Origin of the sequence: Edaphobacter dinghuensis, assembly GCF_014640335.1 — a bacterium.
Classification (GTDB): Bacteria; Acidobacteriota; Terriglobia; order Terriglobales; family Acidobacteriaceae; genus Edaphobacter; species Edaphobacter dinghuensis.
Map to the genome: position 1 here is coordinate 149,740 of NZ_BMGT01000004.1, position 25,934 is coordinate 175,673.

Sequence of the window (25,934 nt, forward strand, 5' to 3'; positions counted from 1 at the left end):
AGCTGGTCAGCGGAATTCCTCGTCACAGTGGTGACAAGGGCTCAGAGAGGCGGACAATGACCGAATGTTCAGGCATGTCTCCTCTTTGAATTCCGTTCTGACCTCTCACTGTGCCTGCTGCTTTAGCAGCGGCCGTTTCACTAAAGTAGGTAACCCCTCCTGTACCTCCGCTTCTACGCGATAGGTGTGGATGACGTAGATCACACCGGTCTGTTGGAATGCCTTGATCAGGGCCTGATTCTCATCTGTCGCCTCATCCCCAAGCTCCGGTCTGCCCGACGAGGCATTCGCCTTGCCGAGAAAGAATCGTGCTGCCTCCTCACCGCTTTGACGCGATCGCCTGGGCCTCCTTGCGGCGCGAGTGGTGGGTGTTTCCGGCTTTGTTGCGGGTACGCTCACAATAGAAGTTGTCACTATCCCTCCTTTATTGCTGCGACGTGATTGCATCAGGGGCAGCAAGGATCTGATCTTTGCGTTCCCCTTCAATGGGCCGTTCGCTATAGCTGGCAATCCAGAGACCACTCGGAGTTACTTTCGACCGCTGATCGGTGGCCAATTCGATCCGATACTCACTGACGAAGTGATCCGTTGTTTCAGCCCCATTGACGAGATGATGAACGTCCTTCACTCCATAGGCGAGATACGCCAGCCTCTCACCTGGAAGTCTGTCCAACTCGCGCAAATGAAAATCAGACTCGACGTGATCGCGATCGATTTCTCCGAGGCTATCGGCTTTGGTCAGCGCATCGTATGTTGCTTTTCGGAGTTTCTTCTGCATCATGTTCAAAGCAATGCGCCAGTGTTCGTTCACGTCGGACGGCTTGTAATTGAGGTAGTTGGACAAGAAGCGAGTCACGAAATCCTGGTTGAGAAACTCGTCGGCGCCCGGAGTTAACGTAGAAGCGACATCCCCGCTCTGGCCGGGACCAACAACGGTCTGGTCACCATGAGGTCCTATCCGGACGACGGTAGGCGGCTGGATCCGGACGAAAATCGCGAACCCGATCGCAATGAATGTGCTCAGCAGCGATGCAACTGTTATGACCCACCAGCGGTTGCGGCTCGCAATTTCACTGCCGTATACCTCGTAGTATTCCGGGCGTTCGTTGACTTCTGTTTCAACCGTCTGTGGCATATCGTTATCCTTCCGCTCATGGGATATCGTGGACATTACTTCTCCTCGTCCCGCGTTTGCTTGTAAGCCTTTGTGAATTCGTTACGGATTCCTTTCGCGGTGCTTGTGGTGGTATCGGCCACACGCGTGCCAACCGCCGAGAGGTTCTCACTGACAGCCTGATAGCCTTTTTGCGCGGTCTCTACTGGGTGCGAGGCTGCATGTGCCACGCTTTGAGCCGTGTCCCGCGCCGTTGCTGAGGCGTTCACAATTCTGCCGGCGAATGCGCCGGCCGCCGCACTCGCCCTCCCCACCGAGTCCCCTGGATGTTGAACCACTCCCGCTGCCGCAGTCATAACGCGGCCGCCACCACCCATTACGCCTTCCGTGGCCAGGCGTGCAACGTGGTAAGCCCCCCATGTAGAGAGCCGGTATGGGGCGATCGACGGCTTGTTTTTCGTGTTAGCCGACCTGGAACGATCAGAGTTGGCAGGCCGACTTCCAACCGATGTGCGGCTCGCGGATCCGATGGTGGAAGCAGACGGTGCCGAGGCTGCGGTGCCTCTTACCTCTTCTCCGGGGGAACGGTCTGCAGTAGGCTTCGTGCTTCCGGCTCCTGCAGCAGAACGCATCTTTGCGGCGTGCTCTTCAGCAAGCGATTGACGAGCGGGGACGGTATTACCTGGATCAGCGGCGGTCGCAGATGCTGTCGGCTGCGTTCCGCCTGAGGGTCTACTTGTGGATGGTGCAGTTCTCTGTTGTGGTGCCGGTTGATTCGGGGCTCCGCTGGTAGCAACCTTGGAGGTCGACGATCCAGCGGCGCTGTGAGAAGTTCCCTGAGCCGGTGCTACTGCTCCACCTGGAGCGGCAGCCTTGGCACCAACGATTCCGGCAGCAACTCCTTCGCCCGCAGCGATTCCTGTGCTTAAAGCCGTCACCGCTGCCCCGACAAGTGCTGCGGCCGTTGACCCGACTTCACCTGAAATAACGCGTTTCGCGATGAAAGGAATCACCGCAATGGCAAGCGAATAGATGATGCTGGCAAGTCCTATCAGAATCGACCCTTCGAGATTCCCAAGGCCGCCAAGAAAGTTGTTCTGATTGAGCATCTGTCCCACCTGTCCCATTTGGACAGCGCTGAGCAAAGCGCCAAATCCGCCATAGAGCACAGGCCACGCATTCCAGATGAAGACGTTCTCAACGTAAGACTTCGCCAGGCGGTTTGTCGCACCGAGTGGCATCAGCGCAATGATGATGGGACCGAATATGTAGAGAATGCTTCCGTAGAGAATGTAGAAAAAACCAAAGATCGCGATCACAAACGGGTAGAGAACATATGCGACGATGATTAGCAGTCCATCAAGGAGCCCAGCGATACCGCCGGTAACAAGGCCCCAGAGGTTCTGAAAGCCGCTCTGGTTATATTGGGTATTAAGATCGTTGGCCCAATTGCTCAGGAGATTCGAAGTGCCCGAGGCGCTATTGATCCAGTTGCCGGCATTTACAAACCCCTGGTTAATTGCAGTAAAGACCGTGTGGTAATTCATTACGATGATGGCTGTCGCCACATACTTGATGAGATTGGTTCCCAGGCCACGCACATCCCCGCCATGCAGTGCCGACTGGTAGACCTGCCAGAGGAAACCAATCAACAGCACAATGTAGGCAACATTCTGCATGCCGCTCGTGATGCTGGTCGAATCGATCCCCGAGACAGCCTGCGTCAGGAAACGCTCAAAGAGGCTGAGCTGAGTCGACTGAAAGAAGGCCAGCGCGGTGATCGAGGGATGGAAGAGAGATAGCATGTTCGTCTACCTGCTGGTTAAAGCGCCATTTACAAGTCCGTTGTTATTGGTGTTGTAAGTCGCTCCCAGCTTCGCGAGCTTGCTCTGATTGGCAATGTCGATTCCGCGTGTTCGCATTAACTCCGCGAGTGCCGCTTGGGTATACGCATTCGCACGTACTGTCCAGACGTCAGCTTCAGCCTCGAGGATGGGAGCGCTACCGGGAGCGGCGGCCGTAATCTGCTGCCCAAGTTTGTCAGCCTGAGCCAGCTCCGTGTCTGCAAGAGCATCGATTGCGATCGCTCGCTTCATCGCATCCTGTGCTTGTGCATCCGTCATATCCGTCATGTTCCGCACATTGGCGGATGCAGCATTCTGCGCCATCACCACTCCGTAGACACTCTGATACTGCGTCGATATGGATGGGACATTGCTGGTGTTGCGGGAAAGAATTAGAGATTCGAGGCTTTGAGATTGCGGCAGTGTTGCACTCGAAACTTTTACGTTAAACATGTTCGAAATCTGGCTGAATTGGCTCTCGAACTGAGTCACGGCACTCTTTGCTTGATTGATGGCGGTGATCGGATACATGACCTCCTTTTCATAGCTGCCGATAGTCTGCTGGGTTTGATTGATCGTCTTAAGCGGAGCAGCTACGTAGGTAGTCATCAACGACTCGACCTTGGAAAGTGCAGCAAGAATCGCGGCAAGATCGATTCCAAACTGGCCATGAGCAGCCTTCGGAACAAAGAGACAGGCACAGAGACAGAGGACTGTAAGCTTAAGCAGGCTTGGCGAGTACCAGTTGCGCGGCTTTTTGGCTTCCGCCACGTTCATCGAGGCTGCATCTTTGGAGGCTTGGGGAACGGCCTTCCTCCAGAACAGGGGCTTGCGGATTTTATCGGTGATGCGCTTGAGGTCTGTCATAGCAACTCTCCGTTACGGCTGGGTCAGCGATCCTGAAACAGATTGGCTTAGGCTTGCGGTTGATGCGGCACGCCGCTTTGTGAGCACATTGTCATGGGCAATGCGGCCCGCTTCCTGCCGCAGTTCGGCAGCCAGCATCTTTTGCATGTATGCCTGACAACGGAGATTCGCTACCTGTGCCTGAGCTGTAAGAAACGGGTTCGATCCGGGTGTGCTGACGGCAACCTGATTCTCCATCTGGTTGGCCGTTGCGAGGATCACATCTTGTCCCTGGTCCGCGATCAGCGTCGTCTTGAGGTTCTGCTGCGCCAGAGCGTCATCCATGTCCATCATCAGACGGTCCTGCGACGACGCCTGGGTTGACAGCGGTATCGTGCCGTAGTTCGTGATGTAGCTGGACTGCAAAGCCGGAATCTGTGTGCTGGTCCGGCTGTGCAGGATTGTCTCCAACTGTTGTGGATTCGGCAGTGTTGCGCTCGGGGAAGACAGGGTGAAGATCTGCGTCATATAGCTGCGGTACGTCGTGATAGAGTTCGACACGAAACCACGCGCGGAGTTCAACATGCCCAGCGGCCAAACAATCTCCTGATGGAGTTGCTGAAGCTCTTGTGTCATCTGATTGATGGCTTTCAGTGAAGCACCCATATCGCTCTGGATCGTGCTGAATATTGCGCTGAAGATATCGCCGAACTGGGCTTGAGCTTCATGAGGGAACGCAAGGTACAGCACGAAGAAAATGCCGCCGGCCCATAGAATCTTTCGGGCTCGCGCGAAGCGTCGCGGCTTTGATTCGCCAAGATCATTTGGATCAAGGCTCACAGGCGCCAGAATCGGACTGAGGTTTGGATCGGTGTCGTGAATCATTGGGTCAACGCCTCCAGTACCTCTCCTGAGCGTTCTTCCTCAAGGGGAGCAAAATCGGCCAAGCCGCGAGGGAATTTCCGAGCAAGTGCTTCATAGGCGGACAACAGGGGCATGTCCTCGTGCCGCCTCAACCACCACTTGCGGTAGGTACGCTCACGCGGGTAGGTCGTCGTAATCCAATAATCGACTGGAGTGGGAACGATGCGGATGACATGGGTCGATTCGGCCTGCTCGCCAATTGAGATCAGGAACTCGGCACTATGCCCTTTGCGGGGATGGGCAAAAGCCCTGATCTGGTTGATGGCGGTTTCATTTAGATTCAAATGCTCACGGTGCGCGCTCATGTCACCGCGCTGTTTGCCAATAATCTTGGTGCTTGCGTTCTTGATGATGCCGATCCCGTGAGGATTGGGTTTCTGGTGAGTGCCGACGAACTGTTCAGGGATCTGGCCAATAGCCCAGACACTCGCATAACGTTTGCGGGCAGTGAGAAAATCGCGTTCAACCTGTTGGGCCAGTAATGGGGTGTCGAGGATGATCTTGCACTCGTCCATCATGCTGATGCTTGGCCGGCCAGTTTTGCCTGATGTCCGGTGGATCGCTGCGTGGGCGATCTGTAGACTCATCGCCCCTTCGAGCCGCGGATCCGCTTTGAGTTTTTCTATGTTGAAGTACAGCCAGGTGGTGTCGAGCGGGACGGTCGTTGGCCGGTCAAAGAGGCGTGCGTATGGGCCTTCATCCACCCACACCCTCAACTTGGTCGCCGCGAGCCGGGCCATTTCGTTGATCTTCTGATTGCGATCGCGATCCTGCCAGTGGGCCAGTTCCGCGACGAAGTCTCCAAATAAAGGAATTGGGTTCGAAGCCTTTGCGCTGCAGCGCTTGTATGTGGAGGAGATGGCATCGAGAAGAATGCTGTCGAGAAGATCGATGTCGAGATCAGGCGGCGTATTTTCGCCTAGCATGTGTCGGCTCAGATTCTTCAGGTAGGCGAGCTGATCATTCGAAGGCGACATCTCGCCGTTGGGAAGGTCCCATGGATTGATCGTGGCGTCGCTGTCTAGAGAGACCTCAATCATCCTGCTCCCCATCAACTCGATGAGTGGGCGATAGGAATCGCCACTCTCGATAATCGAGATCAGGGCCCCGCTGCGTGCTGCCATGAGGAGAAGCTGTTGGGCTAAAAGGGTCTTTCCACCGCCCGTAGTTGCCATGAGGACGCCGTTCGCATCTGGCAGTTCAGGATCGAACATCGAATACGGGATCAGTTGCCGATAAGGAGTCTCAAACAGAATGAGTGGACTCCTGCGCGTGCCGCGCCAAGGCATCTCTAGGGGAACAAGATCGGCGGCGTTCGGCGTAAGCACATCCTGATCACGCTTGTCCGCCTCGGCCATGCCGGGGAGTGTTCCCAGGAAGATTCTCCGTTTGGCGAGGGTCTCAAGTTGGGCTTTCGCTCCGTTCATCTGAGTGAATGCTGTTAGCGTTTCTTCGACACGGTTGTTTAACTCACGTTCGCAGAGTTCACGATCCGCAGAAGTGATTTCCTGACGAGAGGTACGAACAACAACAGCAACCGAAACGGAGGCAGTCTTTAACGAGCTCGAAATGAGGTCACGCTGTACTTGAAGAAGTTGCGCCTGAGAAACCTCGGCCTCGGCATTGAATTTGAAATTGCCCTCCGCATCTTTTTGCGCGGCAACCATCTTCTGCATCCGCTTTTTGTATGCCTTGAGCACCTTCACCTGATTCGGAATGACAACCTGTCCGGTTGCGACAACGGGAAACCCCAGCGTAGATAATCGTTGCAGCATTCCGGGCAGCGTCGCGTCTGGAAGCTCTTTGAGGGTAAGAATCGAGTAGAGGTAGCCGTCAACATTCAGGTAGGTATCCGTTTCGCGCCGAATGCTGGCTTCCGATGCCTGTTCACGGGCGCTCCGATAGCGCAGCCAGTCTTCCGCCTGGATATACGGCCGCGAATCCCGCCTGCTCGGGTTTTGGGCATGCTTCACTTCATCGAACAGCTCCTGCCGTGTGAGCCTACGAGGACCAAGGCCTGACGCCTCCATCCCGCTTTCCACGCCTCGCAAAAGTGATTCGAATTCGGCAACGTAGGTTTCGTGCTCGTGACGGGTTCGTTGAATTGCCTTCTTCTGACTCAGAGTGAAGCTAGAAGACTCACGCTTCTGCGTTGGGTGATAGAGCTTGGCATGAACCTTGGGATCCCATATGACGTAGACGTGAAGTCGGTTATCGAAATAGAATCCGCTCTTCTCCTTCTCGCTCCACATTGAGAGACGATATTCATCGAGCGCACTGACTATCGTGTGGTCGGAGCGGTGCTGCTCGGCGTAGCGCTCGAGCAAGTTCCCTAAATGCTCAGAGATTTCGTAACGAAATTGCAGACGCATACTGACGTCGGGAAGACTACGGAATAGCGCTTCGATCCGTTCTTTGGCCTCATTCCGCTCCATATCAGTCGCAAAGTAGGAGAGGATACCGCGCAACTCATAGCCGGCAACAAATGCGCCGTTCGTACGGACCATAATGTTGTCGCGCCGAGGAAGGTCGCGAAGTGGCAGCAGCTCACATACGGCTGGAACTTTCTGTCTCTTTTCGTACTCTGCATAGGTCATTGGCATGGCTGGAGGCCTTTCTCGTCTGAATCAATCGAAGCCATTCCGCTTTTGGCGACTGCAGTGAGCGGTGCTATACCGTCATGGAATTTCGAAGCGAAGAGAATACTCGCGAATACTGCCTGAGCCGCAGCTTGGTCCATTCGAAGGGTGAGTGTGCCGTCTCGATATGTCTGCAAGGTCGCTTGCATCGTAGCTAGTTCTCCTCATCGCGGATGTAAGGCTGCATCAACTCTGAATCTCGTTCAACTGCGCTCCACGCCTTCGGAGAGAAGAACGATGCCAGGAGGTCTCTCAGGTAACCGCGAGGTCGCCCGTATTTGAAGGCAATGAGAAACGGCACGATTAATACGGGAACTCCAAACTCCATGAAAAGGTTGAGTGGAATGCCGAAGACGTGTGCCGTCTTGCTCACGAACTGCGCTAACAGGTTCATGATTGCTGCCAGCGCAAGGACAAGAATCAGATCTTCGAATTCCAGCCCAAGGAATTGCACTTTCGTATGCAGGTTGCGGTGTACCGGGGTGATATCGAGACTCATAGAAACTCCTTCAGATTCCGTGCGCTTGTGTGACCATGGCTTCTGCAAAGCGGACGATCCCGGAGATCATCAAAGCGCCCATAGCTGCTATGAACTTCCGGATCCAGGTGGATCCGGGATAGATTTCAGACAAAACACCGCCCATAGAAAGGACCATCGCTGCTAGCTGGGTGAGCGCAAAGACGGGGAGGATCACGTTCGCCGTCCAGTTAACCAGCGACATGACAGCCGTCCAGTAAGCGTCCGCACTTGTCGGTCCGGCATTCTGCACGAAGCCCTCAAGTGCGCGCAGCATTCCTGAGACCATCAGCGAACCGAAGCCGCTGTAGAGCATGTGCTCAAATGGCGCGCTCTTGCTATAGCGATAAACCGCGACGGAGAAAAACAGGCCGGCGAGTGTGGGCATCATCACGTTACCGAGCCACGAGGCTAAATGCACGATAGCGGTGTCGAAATTCATAAGCGCCTCATGCCGCCATCGCCTGCACCAGCTTGAGCAGGCCAGAAACGCTGAGAAACGCAATTGCGGAAAAGATCATGCGTCCCCACGGACGGTGGCGGACGTGATTGATCACCGCGCCGACACAGGCGAGTCCGGCCGCCGCCGGCAGAACTCGTCCAGCGATGTAGTTCCAAAGGGAGGAGAGCATGTCGGTGAAGGCGTATTGATCTCCGGAGTTCCAGCCCTGGAAGAGCTGCATCGTTGCCGAAATACAAAGCAGGAAAAGCGCGGCGATGATCGAGCCCAGCGGGTTCTGGCCCTCAGCGCCATCGAGCGTCGCTTTCAACACGAAATAAGCAGCGACAACGGGGACGAGGCGGGCAACGATGACGTCGCTTACGAAGTTCTTAAAGATCGATTCCATGCTGGCAAGCCAGCTCGTTCCTACTGAACCGCTGGCCTGAGGAACCGTGATGCCTTGTGCCGCAATCCAGGCGAGCAACTGGGGAAGTGTGAGCAGCACCACGGTCCAAAGAATCCATTTGCCTGCTCGCCCACCGATCTGGAAGTTCGTGCCCCCTTCGTGACGCAAGCTGACTCCGGCCGCGGCGAGCGTGCAGAACGCAGCCGGCACGGCCAGATCAAAAAGCAGCTGAAGAAGGTCGAGAAGGAATTGCGGCACAGGCATCGTTGGGCCTCACTGAATGCCTTGCGCTTGTGTAATGAAGCCCTCGGCCATGCGACCGAGGCCGGAGATGACCATCAGACCAACGCCGGTGACGCCCCATCCGAGATAGCCGCGACCGCTGCGGAAGTGCCAAGCCGCGACGCCGAGGCAAGCAACGGCGATTACCGGGGCAATTACATTGCAGCCCCAATTGACCACATTGAGCACGGTTCCCTCGACGGTCGTCGCTTGTTGCCCCTGGACGGCCTGTCCGAACTGTGGGGATGTGCCGAGGTTCTGAGCCATCGCGGACAATGGCGCAATGAAGAAAGCAAGGAGGATCGAGACGAGCATGAGCTTGAGCGCCATGCGACGCCAATCGAGTTCCTCGGGCCGATGAATAACGGAGGGGAATGTCTCGTCGGACCCACTTGAGCCGCGCGAGACAACGGATGCGATTGTCATACGGTTTCTCCTGGACTCGGCTGCTCGTGGCATCCGTGTCGAAAGAGAAAGTGAGTCCAATCGCAAACTCGGTCAAAAATGCAGTAGAGGCATGGGAGCGGCTGAGAATGAGGAGTGTTATGTCTAATCGGTGATTCAACTTCTATTGAAGCGGCGTCTGTATCGGGTTCAGGCTCGACAAGCTAGAATGGGCTCCAGAGAAACGTTCCACTGCTTCTTCAGGATGCTCGTCATCATCTTTATGTGCCTCCACGAGAAGCATTTGACGGCTGTTCTAGGCAACGATAGGACCTGTCGGGTGCCCCTAAAAACCGAAGCGAATGTTGATGCATCCGGATCCGGTTTTGCTCTTCTGGGCAAAACGACATGTGTGCCGAAGTTATTCGCTGTCGGAATCGGTAGAAATGGATCGCGAATGATTGCTCTCTGATTTGGGACATCAGTGTCTGAGTTCTCACCTCCTGAAGGGATGAGGCGTTCGGGCAGTCTATAAGGCGAAGCGTGCAGTGGTAATTTGGGAACGGCTTTGACTCATTCCGCGTAATGCAATTTGCGTGTGATTGCGAGACGCTGCTTGGCAGACCTGAAGTGGAATAAGTTTGAGGGGAGGACTACAATCGCCTCTTGCGAATGCCCGTGGCTGGGGAAGCGCGTAGCGTGTCTGTCATGCCCCTCTGGAGTGAGCAGCAACAAGAAAGCCCTGGCACGCGGCCAGGGCTTGTTAGTCAGAAGGTGGTGAATCACATGGATGGCCGTGACACTACCTTATGAAGGGAAGACGAGGACTCCTCATGCTTTGTGAAGACCACATAGATCTTCGTATCGGCGTCCACGGTCACTACTTCTTTGCTGGTGAGTGCCAGGTTCATGATTTCAGAGTCGCCGGCAGTTCCAATATTTTCGGCAAGTCTTTCACGAATGAGGTCGTCTTCCGAAAATGCCGAGCTTGTATTGTTCCCGAATACCATCGCCATGGTAGATCCGATACCTGAGACGCTTCTTACGAGGAGATTTTTTCCGGCGTTTGTTCCCGTTACTTTTCCTTTGATTGGCCCCAAATCCAGCGACAAGCCAATTGCATCCACCTTCTCACGCTTGTGGTCGATTTCAATTTCGTCGAACTTCACCGATACATAGCCGACTCGATCTGCCTGCTCGATGTGTCCGTAGATGAGAGCGCCGGCTGGCACGACGATCTGATCGCCGATGGCATAGGTGTACTCAACTTGCGCGACTACTGGAGCGGAATCAGCGGTGGAAATTGCGAATTGAAGCTTTGCCATGATGCGAGATCCGGGTGTTACTTCAAGCAGAGGCTCCTCGATATCCGATTGCTGTGCGCTTCTTGTCGTCGCAGGCGTCTGCGCGGAAGCGCGGACAAAGACCAATGACGTCTCTCGGATCGTTGCTTGTTCTTGCGTTTGAGAGCGATCGGATTTTTCGTTCTGATCGTACGGTCGCGGGTCTTCCCATTTTTGCTGGGTGTCTGCAAATGAAGGCACAGAGGCGAGTGTGCCTGCGCGCCCCGAAGAACTCGACTTCGAGTTGGCTTCAGAGGATGCGCTTGCCGACATTGATCCAGTCTCCGGAGACCGCATACGTTTGATGTCGTCGTCGCTGAGTTGTCCATCATTGTCCTTCGAATCGACATTTCGCAGAGCGTCCATCACAGGGGCAACGTTGGCCTGGTTTTTGCCACTGGCATCATTCTGGATCGCGGGGTTCACTGGTTTCCGCATGGCGGTGCGTTCGTGTGAACCATGTCCCATCATCATTGTGAGAAAGAAGAAAAGAACAGCCGCGGCGAGGCCGCCCGCAAGGATGATCGCCTTTTTGCGATCCATGGTCATGAAGTTAGTGGACCCAGGAGGTTCCTCTCGAATTGGTTCGACCGGATCGATGGAAGGCTTAGCTTCGGCTGTCTCCTGTTCATGTGGGGCTGGTGGCTGAGGGCGAGGAAGTTCCGAAACGCCAGCATTATCGGAGATCCCCGGAGTCGTGGCGTCAGTCTGTGCAATGTCGTTGGGATTCATTCGATACCGTCCTTCTGAGGGTGTCCGGAGACAGGAGGGGTGAAGGGTAGCGGGATCAGGACGGGCCGGTCCACCTGATTCGCCTGAGCTACCTGGAGGAGGAGCTTCTCGGATGACTGTTTGAAATTTGGTCTATCAAAGACAACCACCCCATCTGCTCGAGCTCCCGCTTCAAGCCTCGTCTCACTTAGGCGGGAGTCTCTGATTTCCAGTTGATCGGCAATGATACCTTTGCCTTGTTTGTTTTTTTTACGTCGCTTGTGACCAGCAATCTGGACCTGCGGTGGAACAATCTCGACGGGCTGCTCCGAATGATTGAGAATTGAGAATGCAATGATCGTTCGATTGCCCGATTGACGGATGTCTCCAATCGACGTCTCGATTTGCTGACCCTCCCACTTTGTCCATGCCGGCTGGTTGATCCGTTGTTGAAGCGCAAATTCCATATCCACTTCTGACGAAGGCAAATCGACTTTCCCATCACGATTTTCGGGATGCCGGTCACCACGAGAGCTTAGAGCAGCGGCATCCTGCCCATCGTTTGAACTGACACGCGTGGGGATCTCCGCGATGAGAGAGCTGTGCGAAAGCCGGTACTCGATCATGAAGTCGACTGCCTGAACATTTGCTGACTGATCGGAACCGTCACTGATAAGCTCCAGCGTGACATGCAGCCCAGATTTGGTGGCGATCACCAAATTGGATTGTGCCGGCTCTTTGGTGACAGGCCTGACGTACACATAAAGGGGTTCACCTTCGCTGTGGTCTGCGCTGAAGTCGGTTCTACTTCCCAGCGCAATAGAATTGATTTCCTCGGGCATTCGGATGGTGGAGATAAACCCGGGGCGTAGATGAATGGGGGTCACATCTGCCGGGTTTATGACGAGTGTTTCAACCTTCGCCTTTACAGGCATCTCATCGGCCCTCAGACTGAGCGGTGCGATGATCGCCAGGGGGATAATCCAACGTAATCTCATTTGCAGCTACCTCCTCATTGGGGTCCTTTGGTGGAATCTTCGAGCGATGTACCGTTCGCGCACCGCGCGCACATAAGCCAAAACGTCAGGGTTTTGATAATCGAGTTGTCGTTTCCCAACCCAAAGATCACCCGCGTAATAGGCTGCGGTAACGAGCCGCAGATCTCCGTGAAACTCCCACATTAAGGTCGTGACATAGCGAGTACCCGCGGCAATGTTCTGCTCAATGTCAAATGGGGAGCTCGCGCCGAAACGGCGCGCTGTCGCAGGCATCAGCTGCATAAGACCCATGGCGCCTTTGCTCGAACGAGCGTACGGATTCCAGCCCGACTCGATGTCGATCACGGCTTCGATGAGCTCTGGAGGTACCCGGTAATGGGAAGCATAGCGTTCGACACATTGTTCGGGGAACGAGACTCTCGTCTGCCCGTGCGCGTACGAGATAAACAAGAGAAGACAGACCATCAGGGAGTGCTTCATGTCTGCTCTCCCGCCGTAAGTTCCATATTCCGGGCATATTTGGCGCCATCGGCCAATAGACTGTTGAATCCCTCTCGCAGCAGAAGGTGCCGCCTGTCCTTCTCCGTTTTGGCCAGGAAAGGCAAGAGAACGTCGCGGAGTTCCGGCGTCACGTGATCGGTGCCGAGAAGCTGTAGAGCATTGGCGACGTCGATCATTTCGGAGACAGAGGGAGGCTTTTCGAGCGAGTAGTTCCGAAAGGAGAGCGCGATGCCGGCTATTTCGCGGTGAAATGCTGAAGTCGCACCTGGGGTGCGGCTGGCGATGATCTCAGCTTCACGTTGTGGTGTCGGATGCTCGACTCGAATGTAGAGACTGCGTCGGCGAATCGGGTCTCCCAAACGTCTTTCTTCGTTGCTCGTGATGACCACGAACGGAATACTTCTGGCAGTGGTGGTACCCAATTCACCAGTGGAGATCTGGTTGGCAGATAACGGTTCGAGCAACATCGCTTCGACAGCTTCGGAAACTTTATCCAGCTCGTCGATGAGAAGGACACAGGGACGTTCGGACTCGAAGGCACGCATCAACGGTCCGGGCCGGAAAAAGTCGCGGCCCTTCAGGGTCCGTGTAATTTCATGCCAATCGAGCCCCTGTTCTTTAGAGAACTCCATGTAAAGTCGTTGTAGACCCTGGTCGAACTCTCCAATCGCCTGTTTGTCGGTGATGCCTTCGTAGCACTGCAACCGCTCTATGTGGGTTTCTGCAGCCTGGGCGACTGAGACGGCTAGCTGCGTCTTTCCTGAACCGGCCGGCCCCTCTAAGATGAGCGGCTTCTGAAGCTTCGCGGCTAGGAACACAACTTTGGTCATTACCGGGTCAATGAAATACCCCGTCGCGGCAAGTTTGGTGGAGAGGTCTTCGAGCGAATCAAACATCGCTGTCCCTCCCGGAATCCGCGATGATGAGTTCCCGCCCCGGTCGAAGGGCGCAATTCAGTCTACGAAGGATGCGTCGCAGGTCCATGGAAGCGTGCCACCAAATCGCTCCCAGCGACCCAAGCCAAATGGTCAACAGAGCTGCGAGAGTTGCCTCTGCCACGGGAACTTGCTCCCAGGCATGCCAGATTGTGCCGACACAACCGATCAAAATCACAACATCGGCGGCAGTAACCGCGAGAGCAATTGCCAGCTTTGTCCGAGCTCGCATGGAGTCCTCCTCGGAATGCGGTGCAAGCATGGGGCTGATCGAAAACTCGGTCAAATTTGCCGTGTCTGCTTAGCTCCGCTGCCTGACGAGAGAGCGGACGGCCGAAACTCTCGCATTAGGTTCAATTTCCGGGGCACTTGACCGCGCTCTCAACCAGACAGCAAGGTCATGCGGGTCGAATCGAACTGAACTTGCTATCCGTAGGGATGGAATCTCGCCATTGGCAGCCATCTTGTAGATCTGTTTCACCGAAACGGCCAGGATGGGCGCGACATCGTCGGCTTTGAGCGCGCCTTTCTTTTCCTCAAGGATCTGATCGATCAGCATCAATTCCTCCTTTCTGCCGAGCCCCTGTCATGAAGGAACGGCGGACTGACCATGAAGCCAAAGGACATTTCGGTCAAGTCAGGGAAGTTAAGAAGGAAGAAAAAAGAAGAGCGCCGGAGTAACACGTCGGCGCTCTAGGAGTTCTGCTGAATGGAATTGCAGGTTTGGTTTAAGCTGCTTCGTCTTCTTCAATCTTCTTACGACTATCGAATGTCGGGCCGACAAAGCTCGAATTTACCAAATGCATGACCTCGCTCTTCCGGGCAGGCTTAAGATAACGGAGAATGCTTTCCAGAGTTGTCTGGCCCATCCACGACATCACGGTTTTTAAGTCCGCACCTGCGCGAAGATGAGTCGTTGCAAATGTCGCTCTGAACTTGTGGAGCCAATAGTCGTCACGATTCAGACCCGCCTTCTTGGCATTTCGCTTCAGCGCGCGGATCATATGCGTATCGGGCTTCCCACTCTTGGTGCTGAAGACGAGTGCAGTTTCAACCGCCCGCTTTGGAGGAAGAGACTTCCTATAGATCTCAAGGGCCTTGAACAGCACGCTAGGTGCGGGAACCTCACGTTCTTTGTATGCCTTTGGCGTCCAGTCGAATTGGGGCTTCCACTTCATCTCGACAATGTTCGATCTGAAGCGAATGTTCTCCCATGTGACATACATTGCTTCTTGCTCTCGGAACCCCGTCATCAGAAGGAACTCATAGAGCATTCGGTGATACAAGGAACAGACGGAATAGAGATCGATTAGCTGGTTGTCCTCATAGATTTCGACCTCGGTTTCCACGAAGCGTGGCTTGTCGTTCTTGCCGATGAGCTTGTGGACACCTTGGCTTTCAAGAAAAGTCAGAACGCTGGCGAATCGGTTGTGAACTGTTCGCGGTGACAGCTTTTTCTTATCGCGGAGAAATACAGCAAAACGAAGCAGGTCGATCCGTTGCAGTTCGTCCGCGCATTTCTTGTCGCAGGACTGCAGGAAGTAAGTGAAGGCAATTTTGTATCCTCGCCATGTTTTGTCTTTTCGCGAGAGCTTGATTTCATCGAGAAAATCCATCATCGCCGTGCGGAGCTGTGCACGGCTCGGCTCGTCTTTGGGAACTGTTACTTCCAACCCCTCTGCACGCGCCTCGAGTTCCTTGAGCTTCCGAATTCGGCTGTTGAACGCGACCGTTGCGTCTTTGCCAACCGAAGTGCGCTTTCGACGCCCACGATCAAACCACTCGAGGTAATAGGAGCCTTCCGGATGCCTTTCCTGATTGCCCTTGTAAATGATCCAATCGGCTTTGATTCGACCGCTGCTGTTGGTCACCACGGAGCAGTAGCGATCTGCCCCATCCGCTGTTATGATCCGCTTAACGAGAGTCACTTCCATGGTCTTCTCCTGGCTTGAACTGCACCAGGGTATGTACCACCCCTCGAAAACTCGGTCTAATCCGTTGATGATAAAAGGCCTTCAGGAATTGGGGTGCATCCTTCGAATCCCTCCGCCCCGACCATCTAACCTCTTTCCCATCAATACTTTTGACCGAGTATGGGAGGGGTGATACGAAAAGTGATACGAACTTTGCCGTGGGAAGGTCCCATGCAGGTGAATATCACGAAACGTATCGACACCCCGGAGGGCAAACGCTACTGCCCTGTCGTTGTCGGTCCCAACGGCCGCATCAAGCCCGATTCAGTGATGGTCGATGGACGCCAGGAAAAGCATCCCGAGGGCGCCTACTACCTCGATTGGACCGAAGACGGAAAGCGCACGCGTGTTTCGGTTGGTACTGACGCAACCGCTGCTTACAACTGCCGCGTTCGCAAGCAAAGAGAACTGGATGCGCTCGCATCAGGCCTCATCGTTTCGAATCCCATTGAAGACGACTCTCGTCTACGAATCAGTTCTGCAGCAGACGATTTCCTTGAAGAGATGCAGCTTAGCCGGCAGAGAAAAACCTGGATGGGATATATCGTCTCTCTGCGGTACTTTCAGGAATCCTGTGGGAAGAGGTTTCTGGACGAGGTTGAACGGAAAGATCTCCTCCGCCTGGCAGCCTTCCTCCGCGACACGAAGAAGCTTTCGCCGCGCACAGTGCATAACAAGTTCGCGGACGTGCTCACCTTCCTACAGGCCCAAGGCGTGCCGAAGCTGATTGGCAAGAATGACCATCCTCGCTTTATCGAGCAGGAAGTCTCGATCTACGAAGAGGAAGATCTGTCGAAGCTCCATGCGGTTTGCTCACCGTACCACAGCACGCTCTATGACTTCCTCCTGATGAGCGGCTTTCGCGAGCAGGAAGCAATGCACGTCACCTGGAACACGTCCGCTTCAACGCCAACATCGTCGAGATGCGCTGGAAGCCACAATTCAACTGGACACCGAAGGCCTACAAGGAACGTGAAGTTCCTGTGCCGGACGAACTGCTCGCGCTACTTGAAACTCATCGCAAGTCCTTGCCGGCATCACGCGCATCGGCTCATTCGTTGGTCTTCAGCACTGCAAACAACTCACGCGACAAACACATGCTGCGTGCTCTCAAGCGCAACGCCGGAAAGGCTAAGTTGAATCCCGCTGAGTTCTGGCTCCACAAGTTCCGGGCGACCTTTGCCACTACTCACCTTCAAGCAGGCATCGACCTCAGAACGGTGATGACGTGGATGGGACAGACTAATCTGGAGAGCATCATTCGTTATCTAAAACCTGCCAGAAACCAGGCCATGATTGAGAAGGTTAATGTAAGTTTTGCTAATCATAAGGCTATGCGGCCGCGCCAGCTGTCCGTTGAGCCAGGACGAATTGGTTCTGTTCAGAAGGAGAAAAGGCAAGACAATACCAAAAGCATGATTGCAGCGCCGTCATTGGAAATTCCGGCGCAAGTTCTATTGCTATGAGGTAGTCTTACGTGACTTGCTTGTCAAGGCACTGAGAGACAGTCTCTCCCTCTTTATGATCGTGACATGCTCGAGATCTACTAAATGCCTTCTAGGCCTCTTCGGAGCAGGAAACGCACGTGCATAGACTGAAGCGAGTTCTACCTGCCGCTTCTTTAGGCTCGGATAACTCTCCAGGATCTCGTCCATCGGAACTCCCGCATCAAACATGCCCGCGACATCATGAACCGGAACCCGGGTACCTTTAATCACCGGAGTTCCGCTCAGAATCCCAGGATCCTCAATCACCATTTCGCGAGCTTCCTCTAATGGATCCATACACGCTCACTCCCTTGAAAGAAGATTGTAGATCAAGAGATCGCAGATACATCCGGTTCGATTTTGACTCTCATGCCATTACGGCTTGGCTGAAGAGCCAAGCCGTAATGCGCAAATAGCATGCGTTTCAGATATCGGTGAGCGTGCAATCAGATCACATCACGACACGTAGGTTCCTTTGCGCTTCTCGATCGCTTTCATGAGATCGTTGTAGCGATCCAGCGCGTCTTTAGGAGAGATGGTCTTGATGCCCTTGTCCCCGGATTCAACAATCCACCCATTGGGGTAGTGAAACCATGCAGCGATCTTCCATGTGTCAGCAACTGGACCAAAGACAGCAAGAACCTCCCCAATCAAGGGCAATGGATGATAGGCAGCATCAAATTCATAACAGGGAAAATACTCTTCCCCCTCATACGTGACACTGAAGATTCTGCCCTGCCGTTTCCAGTCGCTTGCGGGAAGCCTCTGGTCTGGGGGAGGCTCCGCCTGTAGACGATTAAGCATCTCAGCCGTGAGCCATTCCTCCTCTTTGAAGATCTCTTGGATAGTCTGCAATCGTTGCAGGCGTTCCTCTATCGATCCGTGGTCGGATTCGATGTCGGCTTTATGCGTAGACATAGACCAAGACTACCCGTTGCGCTCTCATCGGCAAAAACGAGTTTCCTCCCTCAATAGAGAATCCCTGCGGGCGTCGAAGCACATTCCTTTGGCGTCTTTCTCGTCTCATCTGCCGCTCGCTATACCCCAATTTGACCGAATTTCCATTCCGTGCCAGGTTCTCCAAACTCTCACTTCCCGTGAGGACAATGGAGGAAGAATGATTCTGGCTGAAATCGTCGAAGGCAAGAAAGAAGCTCTCCGCGTCGCGGAGGTCGCTCGAATCCTGGATGTCTCGATCAAGAAAATCTATAGGATGGCGGCAAAAGGGCAAATCCCCCACCTCAAGATATCCAGTTCGATCCGGTTTGACCCTCACGATATTGCCGCATGGCTGAGAAGCCAATCCAGTTTGGGGCAGATCGGCAATTCACTGCCGGGCCGCACCTATCTAAAAAGAGGCAACGATCGATAGCTCCATCATGTGCAAACGCATCTGATCGAATTTTGCCCTGCAAACGGTTCAAAATGAACAGCAATTGTCACAAATAGAATCGCTCTTGCGCCTTATTCAGCTTGCCGATGTGTATTGAAAATAGGGCAAACAATGAAAATTTGACCGAGTTTTGGATCTGCGGCAAGATCGGCGCCATGAAAATTACTTCGCGTCAATACATCGCTGGTTATCCCGCCCTGCAGATACAGAAATTCATCCGCAGATACCGTTTCAAGTACATAGACCGGTCAGAGGTCAGGAAATACTTCAATCTCAGCCCTCGCAAAGCGACCGCGTTTCTCGATGAAATGGCAAACCTCGGCTACCTAACGCTTTTTTCATCTAAGCCAAATGGGAAGTCTGAGTTTGAGGTAAATACGCATGGACAAGCATTAGCCGATGCATGTACCGCTAAACCGATCACGCGCGAGGAAGCCGATCGCATTCTCGATGAATTCATGAATGGAGTTCACGAGGTCAACGCCGACGACGAATATGCTTTCAAAGTAACTTGCGTGGCTGTGTTTGGCAGCATGCTCACAAAAGACAAAGATCTCATCGATGAAGTAGAGGTTGCTATCCAGGTCGCACCAGCGACATCGGATTTTCAAAAATTTAAGTTGTTGTCCTGGTTTCGACGTCACGTATCAGGACGGAGATTTGAAACAGAACACTCGTGGACGTATTGGCCAAAGATTGAGATTTTCCTCGAGCTGAGATGTGGCTTAGAAAACCTCAGTTTGCACGAATTCCGAGAATTGCATGAACGGAAAGATACTCCGTATAGGATTCTCTACGGAGATCCCAAAGAAATGAGGAAGGAGCCGAAATAATTCTGGGCACATCGCTAGATCAACCAACCAGCTTTCTAGAACGGAACAGGCCACATTGCCAGTCTTAGAGCGTGGCCCTGAAAAGGCCGGCGTCGGCGGTTCGATCCCACCACCGTTACACACCTCTAAAGATTCCGATTTCCGGTCTTGTTCTTCGGCCAGCCGCATGAACCCGAGATTTCATGCGCGCCGGCGAGCTACTTCAAAGAAAATGTCCCGTATAGCATTCGCGCCAAGACAATACCCCCTGCAACAGCGATGAGAACGCTCAGAAGCGTTCCGATCAAAAAATATTCGGCAAATCGTGCGTCTTTCAGTTCTGGGAACCGGGCGATGGACTTGCCCGTCAGAATCAGCCCCACCATCGCGGGAGACTGGGCTGCGATCGCGGTGATGATCAAAAAGCGTTCGATCCAGCCTATATACATTCCGGCATTTTTGAGTTGCTCTGGAGTTTCGGTTCCCGTGGCACCGTCGAGATTCGAGGACAAGCCCTTGGTGAAGTAGCGAATCAGGTGCCCACCGGCAAACATCACTGCGGAGTAGATCGTGATTGCCACCAGCAGATGAAATCGGGTCTTGGGGGCCATAGTCGGCCACCAACTGAAAAGCCATGCTGCGTGGAGCCGGGCGAGGATCACGGTAGTCACAGCAACTGTAAGCAGATGCAGGAGCTGGTCAATAACGAAAAGAGCCGTATTGTCATAGCTCTTCCGACGAGCGGTGATAATCCCCTTGCCGGTGTCGATCACAAAGTGAATCGACAGATAGCTGACGATTACTAGCTGGTTGAACCAAGAGAAGAACGAAACATTCGCGAATAGCAGCAGAGAACACCATGCAGCAGCATAGTGAATTGCTATGTGGACGAGCCGAGCCCAAGTTCCCTTTCCTTTGTTGAGTGCGATCCAATTCGATTGCAGCGGAAAGTCCGCCAGCAGATGTGCGAGCAGAAGGGTCAGGAGTGTGGTGAGCGCGGGATGCACGATAATGTTCATATTCGTGGATTTGTACTTATTCGTGCAATTGGAAAGTTTTCTTGAACAAAGCGCCCATCGTGTCTGCTGTTTCGATCATGTGCCAGTAATGTGCCCGTTTGAGCGTTCTTGAAACAGTGGAAACGCCGACACCAAGCTTCTGGGCTGCCTCCTCCTGCCCAGAACTAGCGATCAGGGTATTTATCGTCTCCCACTGCTTTGCAGTTGTGCCTTCGATAAGGGTGTCGTGCAGGTGGTAGACCGTATTTGCGACGGAATCAAACTCTTCTACACCGGATTCAAAGCCGCTCAGGATGCGGAACTTCGGAGAGTTCTTGCTTAGGCGTTCGACAGCCAGCCGGGCTCTTTCAAACGCCTGCCCGCCAGCAAATCTGTTTATTGGAGTCTTACGAGCCTCGCTGACAAGACCTACTCCCACGGCAATCCATAAATGACTGGGATAGAAAAAGCGGCGGAGATCCAGCATGACGCGGGGTGTGTGCTCCGGTTCGGTCAAAATAGTTTGGAATTCGTCCCAAGCGGTGACCGCGTATCTGGACACAATCAGTTTCTCGCGAAGGTGTAAATCAGATATCTGTTTTAGCGTTTTATCTCTCTTGAGGCGAAACGATTCAACCTTGCGCGAACCGACGATGTCGGCTGTAATCACAGAGAATCGCTCCTGTTTCGGCATCTCGACCTCACTATTGTACGTTTTTGTGCAATATTAGATTTTTGTACGAATTGAAGTCAGATGTCAATCTTTTGGGTCTTCCAATTGGAAACTGCCTTCTAGAAGGCCAATCAGGATGCGAAATTGCCTTTGCTGACGATGCGAGCAAGCTACCGACGATATCTGACTCTGCAAGTGGTATAGACATCACACGGAGTGGTCCGCCATCTATCTGAGCCGCTCCCCAACTCTCAATGTCTAGCCTTAGGTGAAATAGCGGAATCGTGCGTTGACTTTCTTGTTAGCTGGTACGTGCTTCAAGATGTCACCGACGCGGCGCGCGGCACGAACCGTGATCGGATCACCAGAATCGAATTGTGTGTTGTTGAAGTTGAGCTTGGAAAGGCCCACAAGTTCGCGTGCAAGCTCGGCCGAGCTGGTTTCTCCGTCTTCCCTGATGAACTCGATAGCGCGAGGAATGTAGGCCCCTGGGTAGACTTGGAAATATGGCACCGTGCCTTTCAGGTAGACGATACCTGAAGCATCATCAAAGAGAAGTGAGGTGCCGCGAATCATTGGAGACTGGCCTGCCCTCAATAGCCGAACCCCCGATCTTCGAACGGTCACCAGGTCGAGAACTTCGAGCTTCTCATTGTCGGCAGCTCGGCGAAAACCTGCCTTTTCCTCTGCGTTGAAAGAAGAGGTTTTGTGCATTACGAGGCGCGCAGGCATATTTTTATGTTCACGCCGATATGTGGCCAATCCATTGGCTAGAAGCGCAAAAGCATCATCCTCTGAAAGATGCGGACTTCGGTCGTCCTTGTCGTAGCTAGCACTTCCTCCTTGAACGATTAAGCCCTCCCCGCGTTCATCAAAAACTTGAGCAACGCTGGTCATGAGCTTGTCTCCGTCCACGCTCTTGAAGAAGCTCACTCCAACGTAACAAGTAGTCAGGAGCGCTGGCTGTCTCGCTAATCGCCACGGAACACCGCCCGCTTTGTAATACAGGGCAGTATGGAAGTTCCAAGCTGTAGTCGCTTTGTCTTGTATGCGCCTGCCTTTGACTCGACCGGCAGTCGGACTACCGTACGTGTCCGGCCTCAGCAATTGGCACGGGAGTTGAAGATCAATAGCCTGCGCTTTGAAGAGATCATGGAAATTCAGGACAGACGGCGGTGCTACTTCCTGCTCAGGAGCGGGTTGTTGCAGTTCGTCAATTGGTGGGTCTATTCCAATTCCCTGGGAGACATCCCCGAGAGCAAAGACTTCTGGCGGCGGAGCTACCACGAGAACGTGAAGTCCGCTCTTACTTGCAAGGTCTCTCGCGTGATCCATAAATACTTCCACCAGATGCGGAAGCGGATTTCCGTTGCGCAGAGCGGCTGTCAGTTCGTGACGGGTTATAGTCCGAGTGAGGGTGTCGGACAGTTCCAAGGAAGTCCCGAAAACCTGTTGAGTCATGCCAGGAAATGCTGGCCGAAGAGCTTTCAGCTTCTGCTCGTCGGACGGAACACCGTCTTTGCAGCGCTCCAGCCAGTCCCGCACGCCGTCTACTGTGGCTGTTGTTCCAATCATTCCGATACGGATAGGCGTTGGTACGGAGGCACTACCCTTGTCGAATGCACCAAACGTCGACAGTCCTGCCCGGATGTCGACATGAAGATCATTCTGAAAGAAGGCTAGTTGCGGTTCTTCGACGATCTGCAGCTTCATTCTTCGATCCCTTTTTCCTGAGGTGGTGTCTGCGCAGGAGCGTCCAAAGCTGTGAGCGCTCCCTCATACACTTCCGAAAGAAATGGAATGGATACGAGCGGAGCGAATTCTAGGAGGCGCGCAGAGTCTGCGCGTTTCCATGGCGCACGGAGTACCGCTTGCCAGAGAAGTAATTGACTTAGTACCGAACGGTTCCGCTCGAAGCGCTTGATTCCTGAGAGAAGAGACTCGTGATATCGGCTCAGGCTTTTGCCGTCGTAGGTGAAGCGGTAGGTTGGAGTGATTTCTAAATACCAATTACCACCTAAGAGCCGGAATCGGCCTTGAAATGCGCTGTGGCGCTGATAATGGTATGCCTTTCCATTCTTCGCGGTTCGATCATAATGCGCGACTACGGTAACAGTGCTTCGTACGCGAAGATTTTGATACTTGAGGCTTCGCTCCGGCTCATCAGGCCAGCCCAGGAAGGCATAAACATCCTGATCCTTGAAGTAACGCACGCCTTGCGCTCCCAAATCATCGCTCAGTGCGCCATTTAGGAGTTGTACGAACAGACGACGCCAGTTGGGATCACTAGAGAAAGCCCAGTCCCTCGTTTCGAGTTGTTCCAAGCCACCTGTATCGATAACATTTCGCAGACGCGAACGCTCTGGATCAACGAGGCTATAAAACATCTTTTCTTGAACGGTCCAAGCATTGGAAATGTATTCTCTAGGTTTCGTAGTTGCATCCTGATTGAGCTGAGTCCATAGACTGCTGCGATTATTACCGTGGGCAGGCGCGACATAGAGTGTCTCAGGGAAATGTCGTAAATGAATCAGATTTGCGAAGCTCTCTTCAAGACTGTCTTCGCGAACATCGGCATTCTGATTGTCTGAGATGTTGATTGATGGTTCAGCACTCGGGTCAGTAGTGGATGTTTTTGCCGGTACCGGTTGCGTTTTGAGGTACGCGGCCGCAAAAGCAGCCGCTGAGGCACAAGCGTACTTGGTCCATGCATCCTGTCGCTTCAGACCAACAATGTCGCTCAAAGCGCGTATAGAGAGCATCGGCGTCTTATCGCGGGTCGCTCGATGGACGCCAGCGGACTCCATTTCCACAGCAATGATGCCGCGCGCGCTAGTGATCCATGGGAGGAGTAACTCTGGATCTTTCACAAGACGATCACTAGCCGCAATCGCGCCTGCTAAGAAATGTGGTGGCCGTGATGGTATGCCCTTTTCAAAGTGAGCTCTTAGGCTTTCGCGAACACTCTTCTGCCAAGGTCTCGATCCATAGAGCTTTCCCGGAGCGAAACTTACTGGGGGTCTCGGGGGTAGGTCGGCCCACCATTCGCCAAGCTCATCCTCCCGTGCACTCAAATTGGCCACTCCTGTAGCGATCTGCTTACTGATCGGACCACCACCTACGTTGTAGGTAGTCTCGTCTTGGAACTTGCGAGCTTCAAGACTAAAGTCCAATATGCGTGTCGAGAGGACAACGTCACCAAGACTTATATCTTCTGAAGGGAGACCGCCTGCGATACCAACAATCAGTAGTAGAGAGGGTTGCAGATCGTCTATAAGGTCTCGCGCGGCTTCCTGAGCTTCTCCGTTCCCTTGTTCAATCTGCCTGAGCACCGCGATGGTGTATTGATGACCCTCACCAGCGTCAGCGGTTCGCAGCGTGTATTCCCGGTGTCGTCCCCTGTAAATCGTATGACCGCGAGGAAACGCATTTAGAACAGCGCGGAACTCATCATCTCGGATTGTCAGGATTCCCACATCGACCAGCGGCTGTGTCTTCAACGGTTGTGTCCACCTTCTATTTTTGTGGATGTTTTCGCTTCTACCATGTTACCGACGCTCTTATTTGCATTCCCACAGGTCGAGGCGGAATCCGATATGGAAAGGCGTTTCGAAGCCCGCTTCTGAAGAACTGCTGGAAGGTCTGTTAAATGTTGCAAGAGGGCTGTATTCATGCGTTCTCCCATCTTCGCGATACTGAGAATGTGATGGCAGGCCTTTTCAGTAACCACTACATCGCAGTAAGGTGTCGCAAGCGCCAAGGCGTCAATATCGTAGATATCGTTGACGGCCCACGTCCGCTGTCCGTTTCGATGCCATGCTGCCTTCAGCACGATAGCGACGTCGGTGCTTGGCATAGATCGAACCAGTCTCCTGCCTGATTCCGGATTCTTAACTAGGTCCGGAAGGACGAGGCCTCTCTCTTCGAGCGCCCTGGGAAGGATGTTCTGAAACTCAATGATAAGTTCACGTGCGGATACAAAATCGTCCAATCGCCCGCGCCTGGACTTTGGATCAGAATCGAGTCTCTGCTTGAAGTCGAGCTCTTGTTGGACTCGGCCGTCGGTCACAGCAGTTGGCCCTTCAGGTTTATATCCAAGGGTACGCAGTTCAGCCCCATCCTCTGAGTTGACCGGCCCTCGCAAGATGGATCGTTCCATTCTCAAGATGGAATCTTTCATGAACATGTCAAAGGCTGCGGAGCCGTAGCGTTGTCGAAAGCTCTCTGTTTCATCCCCAGAGGGCCCCATGATCGAGAACCCACTCTGCACACCAAATGCATGACGGATACCGCGGCCGACTAAAGGCACCTTTGGAAGCGGATTCGGAAGCTTCGCAATTGGATCTAGGACTGCTGAAAGCTCCAGTTCCATCACTACGACTCGGCTCACAAGCGTATTGAAATCGGTGAGTTCTTCAATTACCTCCGCGAGCCGTCGTCGTTGTTCGGGATCTTTTATCTTTTGCACTTCCGCATAGATAGTTCCTGAAAGGACAAATATGGCGTTTCCAGCGGAACGTGCAGCACGGCATGCTTCGAGCACAACGTTATGCTTTGCTCCTTGCCGATGACCTGTCAGGGCCTGCGGCAATCCGATCCAGTGGTTCAGGTCGAGGTAAACGACAAGCTGCTCTGCCGGAGGGAGATCCAACAAGCGTGGCCAAACCAGAGAAGGCGCCGTGTCATACATGTCGTGAAGAAACTCCTATGAG

Annotated in this window: 27 protein-coding genes; 3 read left to right on the forward strand and 24 right to left on the reverse strand. The window is 53.6% G+C overall.

Features of this window, described 5'->3' with window-relative positions; genetic code table 11:
* Positions 1 to 105 precede the first annotated feature (105 nt).
* The 17 genes from IEW09_RS16930 to IEW09_RS17010 form a co-directional block, all read right to left on the reverse strand.
* Positions 106 to 414 carry a hypothetical protein gene (locus tag IEW09_RS16930; protein ID WP_188555443.1) on the reverse strand — a complete coding sequence of 103 codons (309 nt, stop codon included), beginning with the start codon at positions 412 to 414 and terminating at the stop codon, positions 106 to 108.
* Between the two features lie 10 nt (positions 415 to 424).
* Positions 425 to 1,171: a VirB8/TrbF family protein gene (locus IEW09_RS16935; RefSeq protein WP_188555444.1), complete on the reverse strand. Its 747-nt coding sequence runs from the start codon at positions 1,169 to 1,171 to the stop codon at positions 425 to 427.
* The gene (locus tag IEW09_RS16940) at positions 1,171 to 2,919 is read right to left on the reverse strand and encodes a type IV secretion system protein (RefSeq protein WP_188555445.1); all 1,749 of its coding nucleotides are present in this window, start codon (positions 2,917 to 2,919) and stop codon (positions 1,171 to 1,173) included. Before IEW09_RS16940 ends, IEW09_RS16935 begins: the two co-directional genes overlap by 1 nt.
* Before the next feature lie 6 nt (positions 2,920 to 2,925).
* Entirely contained in the window at positions 2,926 to 3,825 is a 900-nt protein-coding gene (locus IEW09_RS16945; RefSeq protein ID WP_188555446.1) for a hypothetical protein, read from the reverse strand.
* A 12-nt stretch (positions 3,826 to 3,837) separates the two neighbouring features.
* Positions 3,838 to 4,689 carry a hypothetical protein gene (locus tag IEW09_RS16950; RefSeq protein WP_188555447.1) on the reverse strand — a complete coding sequence of 284 codons (852 nt, stop codon included), beginning with the start codon at positions 4,687 to 4,689 and terminating at the stop codon, positions 3,838 to 3,840.
* On the reverse strand, positions 4,686 to 7,325 hold the full coding sequence (locus IEW09_RS16955; protein WP_188555448.1) for a TraC family protein: 2,640 nt from the start codon (positions 7,323 to 7,325) through the stop codon (positions 4,686 to 4,688). Before IEW09_RS16955 ends, IEW09_RS16950 begins: the two co-directional genes overlap by 4 nt.
* 196 nt (positions 7,326 to 7,521) lie before the next feature.
* A complete protein-coding gene (locus IEW09_RS16960; protein WP_188555449.1) occupies positions 7,522 to 7,866 on the reverse strand; it encodes a hypothetical protein in 345 nt (114 codons plus the stop codon).
* 10 nt (positions 7,867 to 7,876) lie between these two features.
* Positions 7,877 to 8,326 (reverse strand): hypothetical protein, encoded by a 450-nt coding sequence (locus tag IEW09_RS16965; protein ID WP_188555450.1) that lies wholly within the window; start codon positions 8,324 to 8,326, stop codon positions 7,877 to 7,879.
* Between the two features lie 7 nt (positions 8,327 to 8,333).
* Complete coding sequence (locus tag IEW09_RS16970; protein ID WP_188555451.1) at positions 8,334 to 8,996, reverse strand: hypothetical protein; 663 nt, start codon at positions 8,994 to 8,996, stop codon at positions 8,334 to 8,336.
* 9 nt (positions 8,997 to 9,005) lie between these two features.
* Positions 9,006 to 9,440 (reverse strand): hypothetical protein, encoded by a 435-nt coding sequence (locus IEW09_RS16975; RefSeq protein ID WP_188555452.1) that lies wholly within the window; start codon positions 9,438 to 9,440, stop codon positions 9,006 to 9,008.
* Between the two features lie 740 nt (positions 9,441 to 10,180).
* A complete protein-coding gene (locus IEW09_RS16980; protein ID WP_188555453.1) occupies positions 10,181 to 11,473 on the reverse strand; it encodes a hypothetical protein in 1,293 nt (430 codons plus the stop codon).
* The gene (locus IEW09_RS16985) at positions 11,470 to 12,450 is read right to left on the reverse strand and encodes a hypothetical protein (RefSeq protein WP_188555454.1); all 981 of its coding nucleotides are present in this window, start codon (positions 12,448 to 12,450) and stop codon (positions 11,470 to 11,472) included. The genes IEW09_RS16980 and IEW09_RS16985 overlap by 4 nt, the downstream gene beginning before the upstream one ends.
* Positions 12,451 to 12,456: 6 nt before the next feature.
* Positions 12,457 to 12,930, reverse strand: coding sequence for a lytic transglycosylase domain-containing protein (locus IEW09_RS16990; RefSeq protein WP_188555455.1), 474 nt, complete (start codon positions 12,928 to 12,930; stop codon positions 12,457 to 12,459).
* Positions 12,927 to 13,847, reverse strand: a complete 921-nt coding sequence (locus tag IEW09_RS16995) for an AAA family ATPase (RefSeq protein WP_188555456.1) — start codon at positions 13,845 to 13,847, stop codon at positions 12,927 to 12,929. The genes IEW09_RS16990 and IEW09_RS16995 overlap by 4 nt, the downstream gene beginning before the upstream one ends.
* A complete protein-coding gene (locus IEW09_RS17000) occupies positions 13,840 to 14,118 on the reverse strand; it encodes a hypothetical protein (protein WP_188555457.1) in 279 nt (92 codons plus the stop codon). The genes IEW09_RS16995 and IEW09_RS17000 overlap by 8 nt, the downstream gene beginning before the upstream one ends.
* A gap of 69 nt (positions 14,119 to 14,187) precedes the next feature.
* Complete coding sequence (locus tag IEW09_RS17005) at positions 14,188 to 14,445, reverse strand: helix-turn-helix domain-containing protein (RefSeq protein ID WP_188555458.1); 258 nt, start codon at positions 14,443 to 14,445, stop codon at positions 14,188 to 14,190.
* Between the two features lie 169 nt (positions 14,446 to 14,614).
* Positions 14,615 to 15,820 carry a tyrosine-type recombinase/integrase gene (locus IEW09_RS17010; RefSeq protein WP_188555459.1) on the reverse strand — a complete coding sequence of 402 codons (1,206 nt, stop codon included), beginning with the start codon at positions 15,818 to 15,820 and terminating at the stop codon, positions 14,615 to 14,617.
* Positions 15,821 to 16,782: 962 nt separating this feature from the next.
* On the opposite strand from IEW09_RS17010, the gene IEW09_RS17015 reads away from it, so the two are divergent.
* A complete protein-coding gene (locus IEW09_RS17015) occupies positions 16,783 to 17,325 on the forward strand; it encodes a tyrosine-type recombinase/integrase (RefSeq protein ID WP_188555460.1) in 543 nt (180 codons plus the stop codon).
* On the opposite strand, the gene IEW09_RS17020 is transcribed toward IEW09_RS17015, so the two are convergent.
* Positions 17,320 to 17,643 (reverse strand): DUF433 domain-containing protein, encoded by a 324-nt coding sequence (locus IEW09_RS17020; protein ID WP_188555461.1) that lies wholly within the window; start codon positions 17,641 to 17,643, stop codon positions 17,320 to 17,322. The two genes, IEW09_RS17015 and IEW09_RS17020, sit on opposite strands and share 6 nt — an antisense overlap.
* A 159-nt stretch (positions 17,644 to 17,802) precedes the next feature.
* Positions 17,803 to 18,264: a hypothetical protein gene (locus IEW09_RS17025; protein WP_188555462.1), complete on the reverse strand. Its 462-nt coding sequence runs from the start codon at positions 18,262 to 18,264 to the stop codon at positions 17,803 to 17,805.
* A 199-nt stretch (positions 18,265 to 18,463) separates the two neighbouring features.
* Between IEW09_RS17025 and IEW09_RS17030 the strand changes: the two genes are divergently transcribed.
* A complete protein-coding gene (locus IEW09_RS17030; protein ID WP_188555463.1) occupies positions 18,464 to 18,718 on the forward strand; it encodes a helix-turn-helix domain-containing protein in 255 nt (84 codons plus the stop codon).
* A gap of 140 nt (positions 18,719 to 18,858) precedes the next feature.
* Entirely contained in the window at positions 18,859 to 19,572 is a 714-nt protein-coding gene (locus IEW09_RS17035; RefSeq protein ID WP_188555464.1) for a hypothetical protein, read from the forward strand.
* Between the two features lie 197 nt (positions 19,573 to 19,769).
* Here IEW09_RS17035 and IEW09_RS17040 read toward each other — a convergent pair whose 3' ends face one another.
* From IEW09_RS17040 to IEW09_RS17060, 5 genes are all read right to left on the reverse strand, one after another.
* Positions 19,770 to 20,570, reverse strand: a complete 801-nt coding sequence (locus tag IEW09_RS17040) for a DUF3307 domain-containing protein (protein WP_188555465.1) — start codon at positions 20,568 to 20,570, stop codon at positions 19,770 to 19,772.
* A gap of 16 nt (positions 20,571 to 20,586) precedes the next feature.
* Complete coding sequence (locus IEW09_RS17045) at positions 20,587 to 21,219, reverse strand: SatD family protein (RefSeq protein WP_188555466.1); 633 nt, start codon at positions 21,217 to 21,219, stop codon at positions 20,587 to 20,589.
* A gap of 267 nt (positions 21,220 to 21,486) precedes the next feature.
* Complete coding sequence (locus IEW09_RS17050; protein WP_188555467.1) at positions 21,487 to 22,935, reverse strand: argonaute/piwi family protein; 1,449 nt, start codon at positions 22,933 to 22,935, stop codon at positions 21,487 to 21,489.
* A complete protein-coding gene (locus IEW09_RS17055) occupies positions 22,932 to 24,722 on the reverse strand; it encodes a 5'-methylthioadenosine/S-adenosylhomocysteine nucleosidase family protein (RefSeq protein ID WP_188555468.1) in 1,791 nt (596 codons plus the stop codon). The genes IEW09_RS17050 and IEW09_RS17055 overlap by 4 nt, the downstream gene beginning before the upstream one ends.
* Positions 24,719 to 25,912, reverse strand: a complete 1,194-nt coding sequence (locus tag IEW09_RS17060; protein WP_188555469.1) for a hypothetical protein — start codon at positions 25,910 to 25,912, stop codon at positions 24,719 to 24,721. Before IEW09_RS17060 ends, IEW09_RS17055 begins: the two co-directional genes overlap by 4 nt.
* Positions 25,913 to 25,934 lie beyond the last annotated feature (22 nt).

Excerpts from the sequence above, each read along its gene's own strand:
- IEW09_RS17030 (WP_188555463.1), top strand. The coding sequence starts at position 18,464 with ATGATTCTGGCTGAAATCGTCGAAGGCAAGAAAGAAGCTCTCCGCGTC.
- IEW09_RS17010 (WP_188555459.1), bottom strand. The coding sequence starts at position 15,820 with ATGGAAGTGACTCTCGTTAAGCGGATCATAACAGCGGATGGGGCAGAT.
- IEW09_RS16975 (WP_188555452.1), bottom strand. The coding sequence starts at position 9,440 with ATGACAATCGCATCCGTTGTCTCGCGCGGCTCAAGTGGGTCCGACGAG.
- IEW09_RS16990 (WP_188555455.1), bottom strand. The coding sequence starts at position 12,930 with ATGAAGCACTCCCTGATGGTCTGTCTTCTCTTGTTTATCTCGTACGCG.
- IEW09_RS16985 (WP_188555454.1), bottom strand. The coding sequence starts at position 12,450 with ATGAGATTACGTTGGATTATCCCCCTGGCGATCATCGCACCGCTCAGT.
- IEW09_RS16970 (WP_188555451.1), bottom strand. The coding sequence starts at position 8,996 with ATGCCTGTGCCGCAATTCCTTCTCGACCTTCTTCAGCTGCTTTTTGAT.
- IEW09_RS16935 (WP_188555444.1), bottom strand. The coding sequence starts at position 1,171 with ATGTCCACGATATCCCATGAGCGGAAGGATAACGATATGCCACAGACG.
- IEW09_RS16995 (WP_188555456.1), bottom strand. The coding sequence starts at position 13,847 with ATGTTTGATTCGCTCGAAGACCTCTCCACCAAACTTGCCGCGACGGGG.
- IEW09_RS16955 (WP_188555448.1), bottom strand. The coding sequence starts at position 7,325 with ATGACCTATGCAGAGTACGAAAAGAGACAGAAAGTTCCAGCCGTATGT.
- IEW09_RS17060 (WP_188555469.1), bottom strand. The coding sequence starts at position 25,912 with ATGTATGACACGGCGCCTTCTCTGGTTTGGCCACGCTTGTTGGATCTC.
- IEW09_RS17050 (WP_188555467.1), bottom strand. The coding sequence starts at position 22,935 with ATGAAGCTGCAGATCGTCGAAGAACCGCAACTAGCCTTCTTTCAGAAT.
- IEW09_RS17015 (WP_188555460.1), top strand. The coding sequence starts at position 16,783 with ATGCGCTGGAAGCCACAATTCAACTGGACACCGAAGGCCTACAAGGAA.
- IEW09_RS16940 (WP_188555445.1), bottom strand. The coding sequence starts at position 2,919 with ATGCTATCTCTCTTCCATCCCTCGATCACCGCGCTGGCCTTCTTTCAG.
- IEW09_RS17025 (WP_188555462.1), bottom strand. The coding sequence starts at position 18,264 with ATGTCTACGCATAAAGCCGACATCGAATCCGACCACGGATCGATAGAG.
- IEW09_RS17040 (WP_188555465.1), bottom strand. The coding sequence starts at position 20,570 with ATGAACATTATCGTGCATCCCGCGCTCACCACACTCCTGACCCTTCTG.
- IEW09_RS16950 (WP_188555447.1), bottom strand. The coding sequence starts at position 4,689 with ATGATTCACGACACCGATCCAAACCTCAGTCCGATTCTGGCGCCTGTG.
- IEW09_RS16980 (WP_188555453.1), bottom strand. The coding sequence starts at position 11,473 with ATGAATCCCAACGACATTGCACAGACTGACGCCACGACTCCGGGGATC.
- IEW09_RS16945 (WP_188555446.1), bottom strand. The coding sequence starts at position 3,825 with ATGACAGACCTCAAGCGCATCACCGATAAAATCCGCAAGCCCCTGTTC.
- IEW09_RS16965 (WP_188555450.1), bottom strand. The coding sequence starts at position 8,326 with ATGAATTTCGACACCGCTATCGTGCATTTAGCCTCGTGGCTCGGTAAC.
- IEW09_RS17000 (WP_188555457.1), bottom strand. The coding sequence starts at position 14,118 with ATGCGAGCTCGGACAAAGCTGGCAATTGCTCTCGCGGTTACTGCCGCC.
- IEW09_RS17005 (WP_188555458.1), bottom strand. The coding sequence starts at position 14,445 with ATGCTGATCGATCAGATCCTTGAGGAAAAGAAAGGCGCGCTCAAAGCC.
- IEW09_RS16960 (WP_188555449.1), bottom strand. The coding sequence starts at position 7,866 with ATGAGTCTCGATATCACCCCGGTACACCGCAACCTGCATACGAAAGTG.
- IEW09_RS17020 (WP_188555461.1), bottom strand. The coding sequence starts at position 17,643 with ATGGATCCATTAGAGGAAGCTCGCGAAATGGTGATTGAGGATCCTGGG.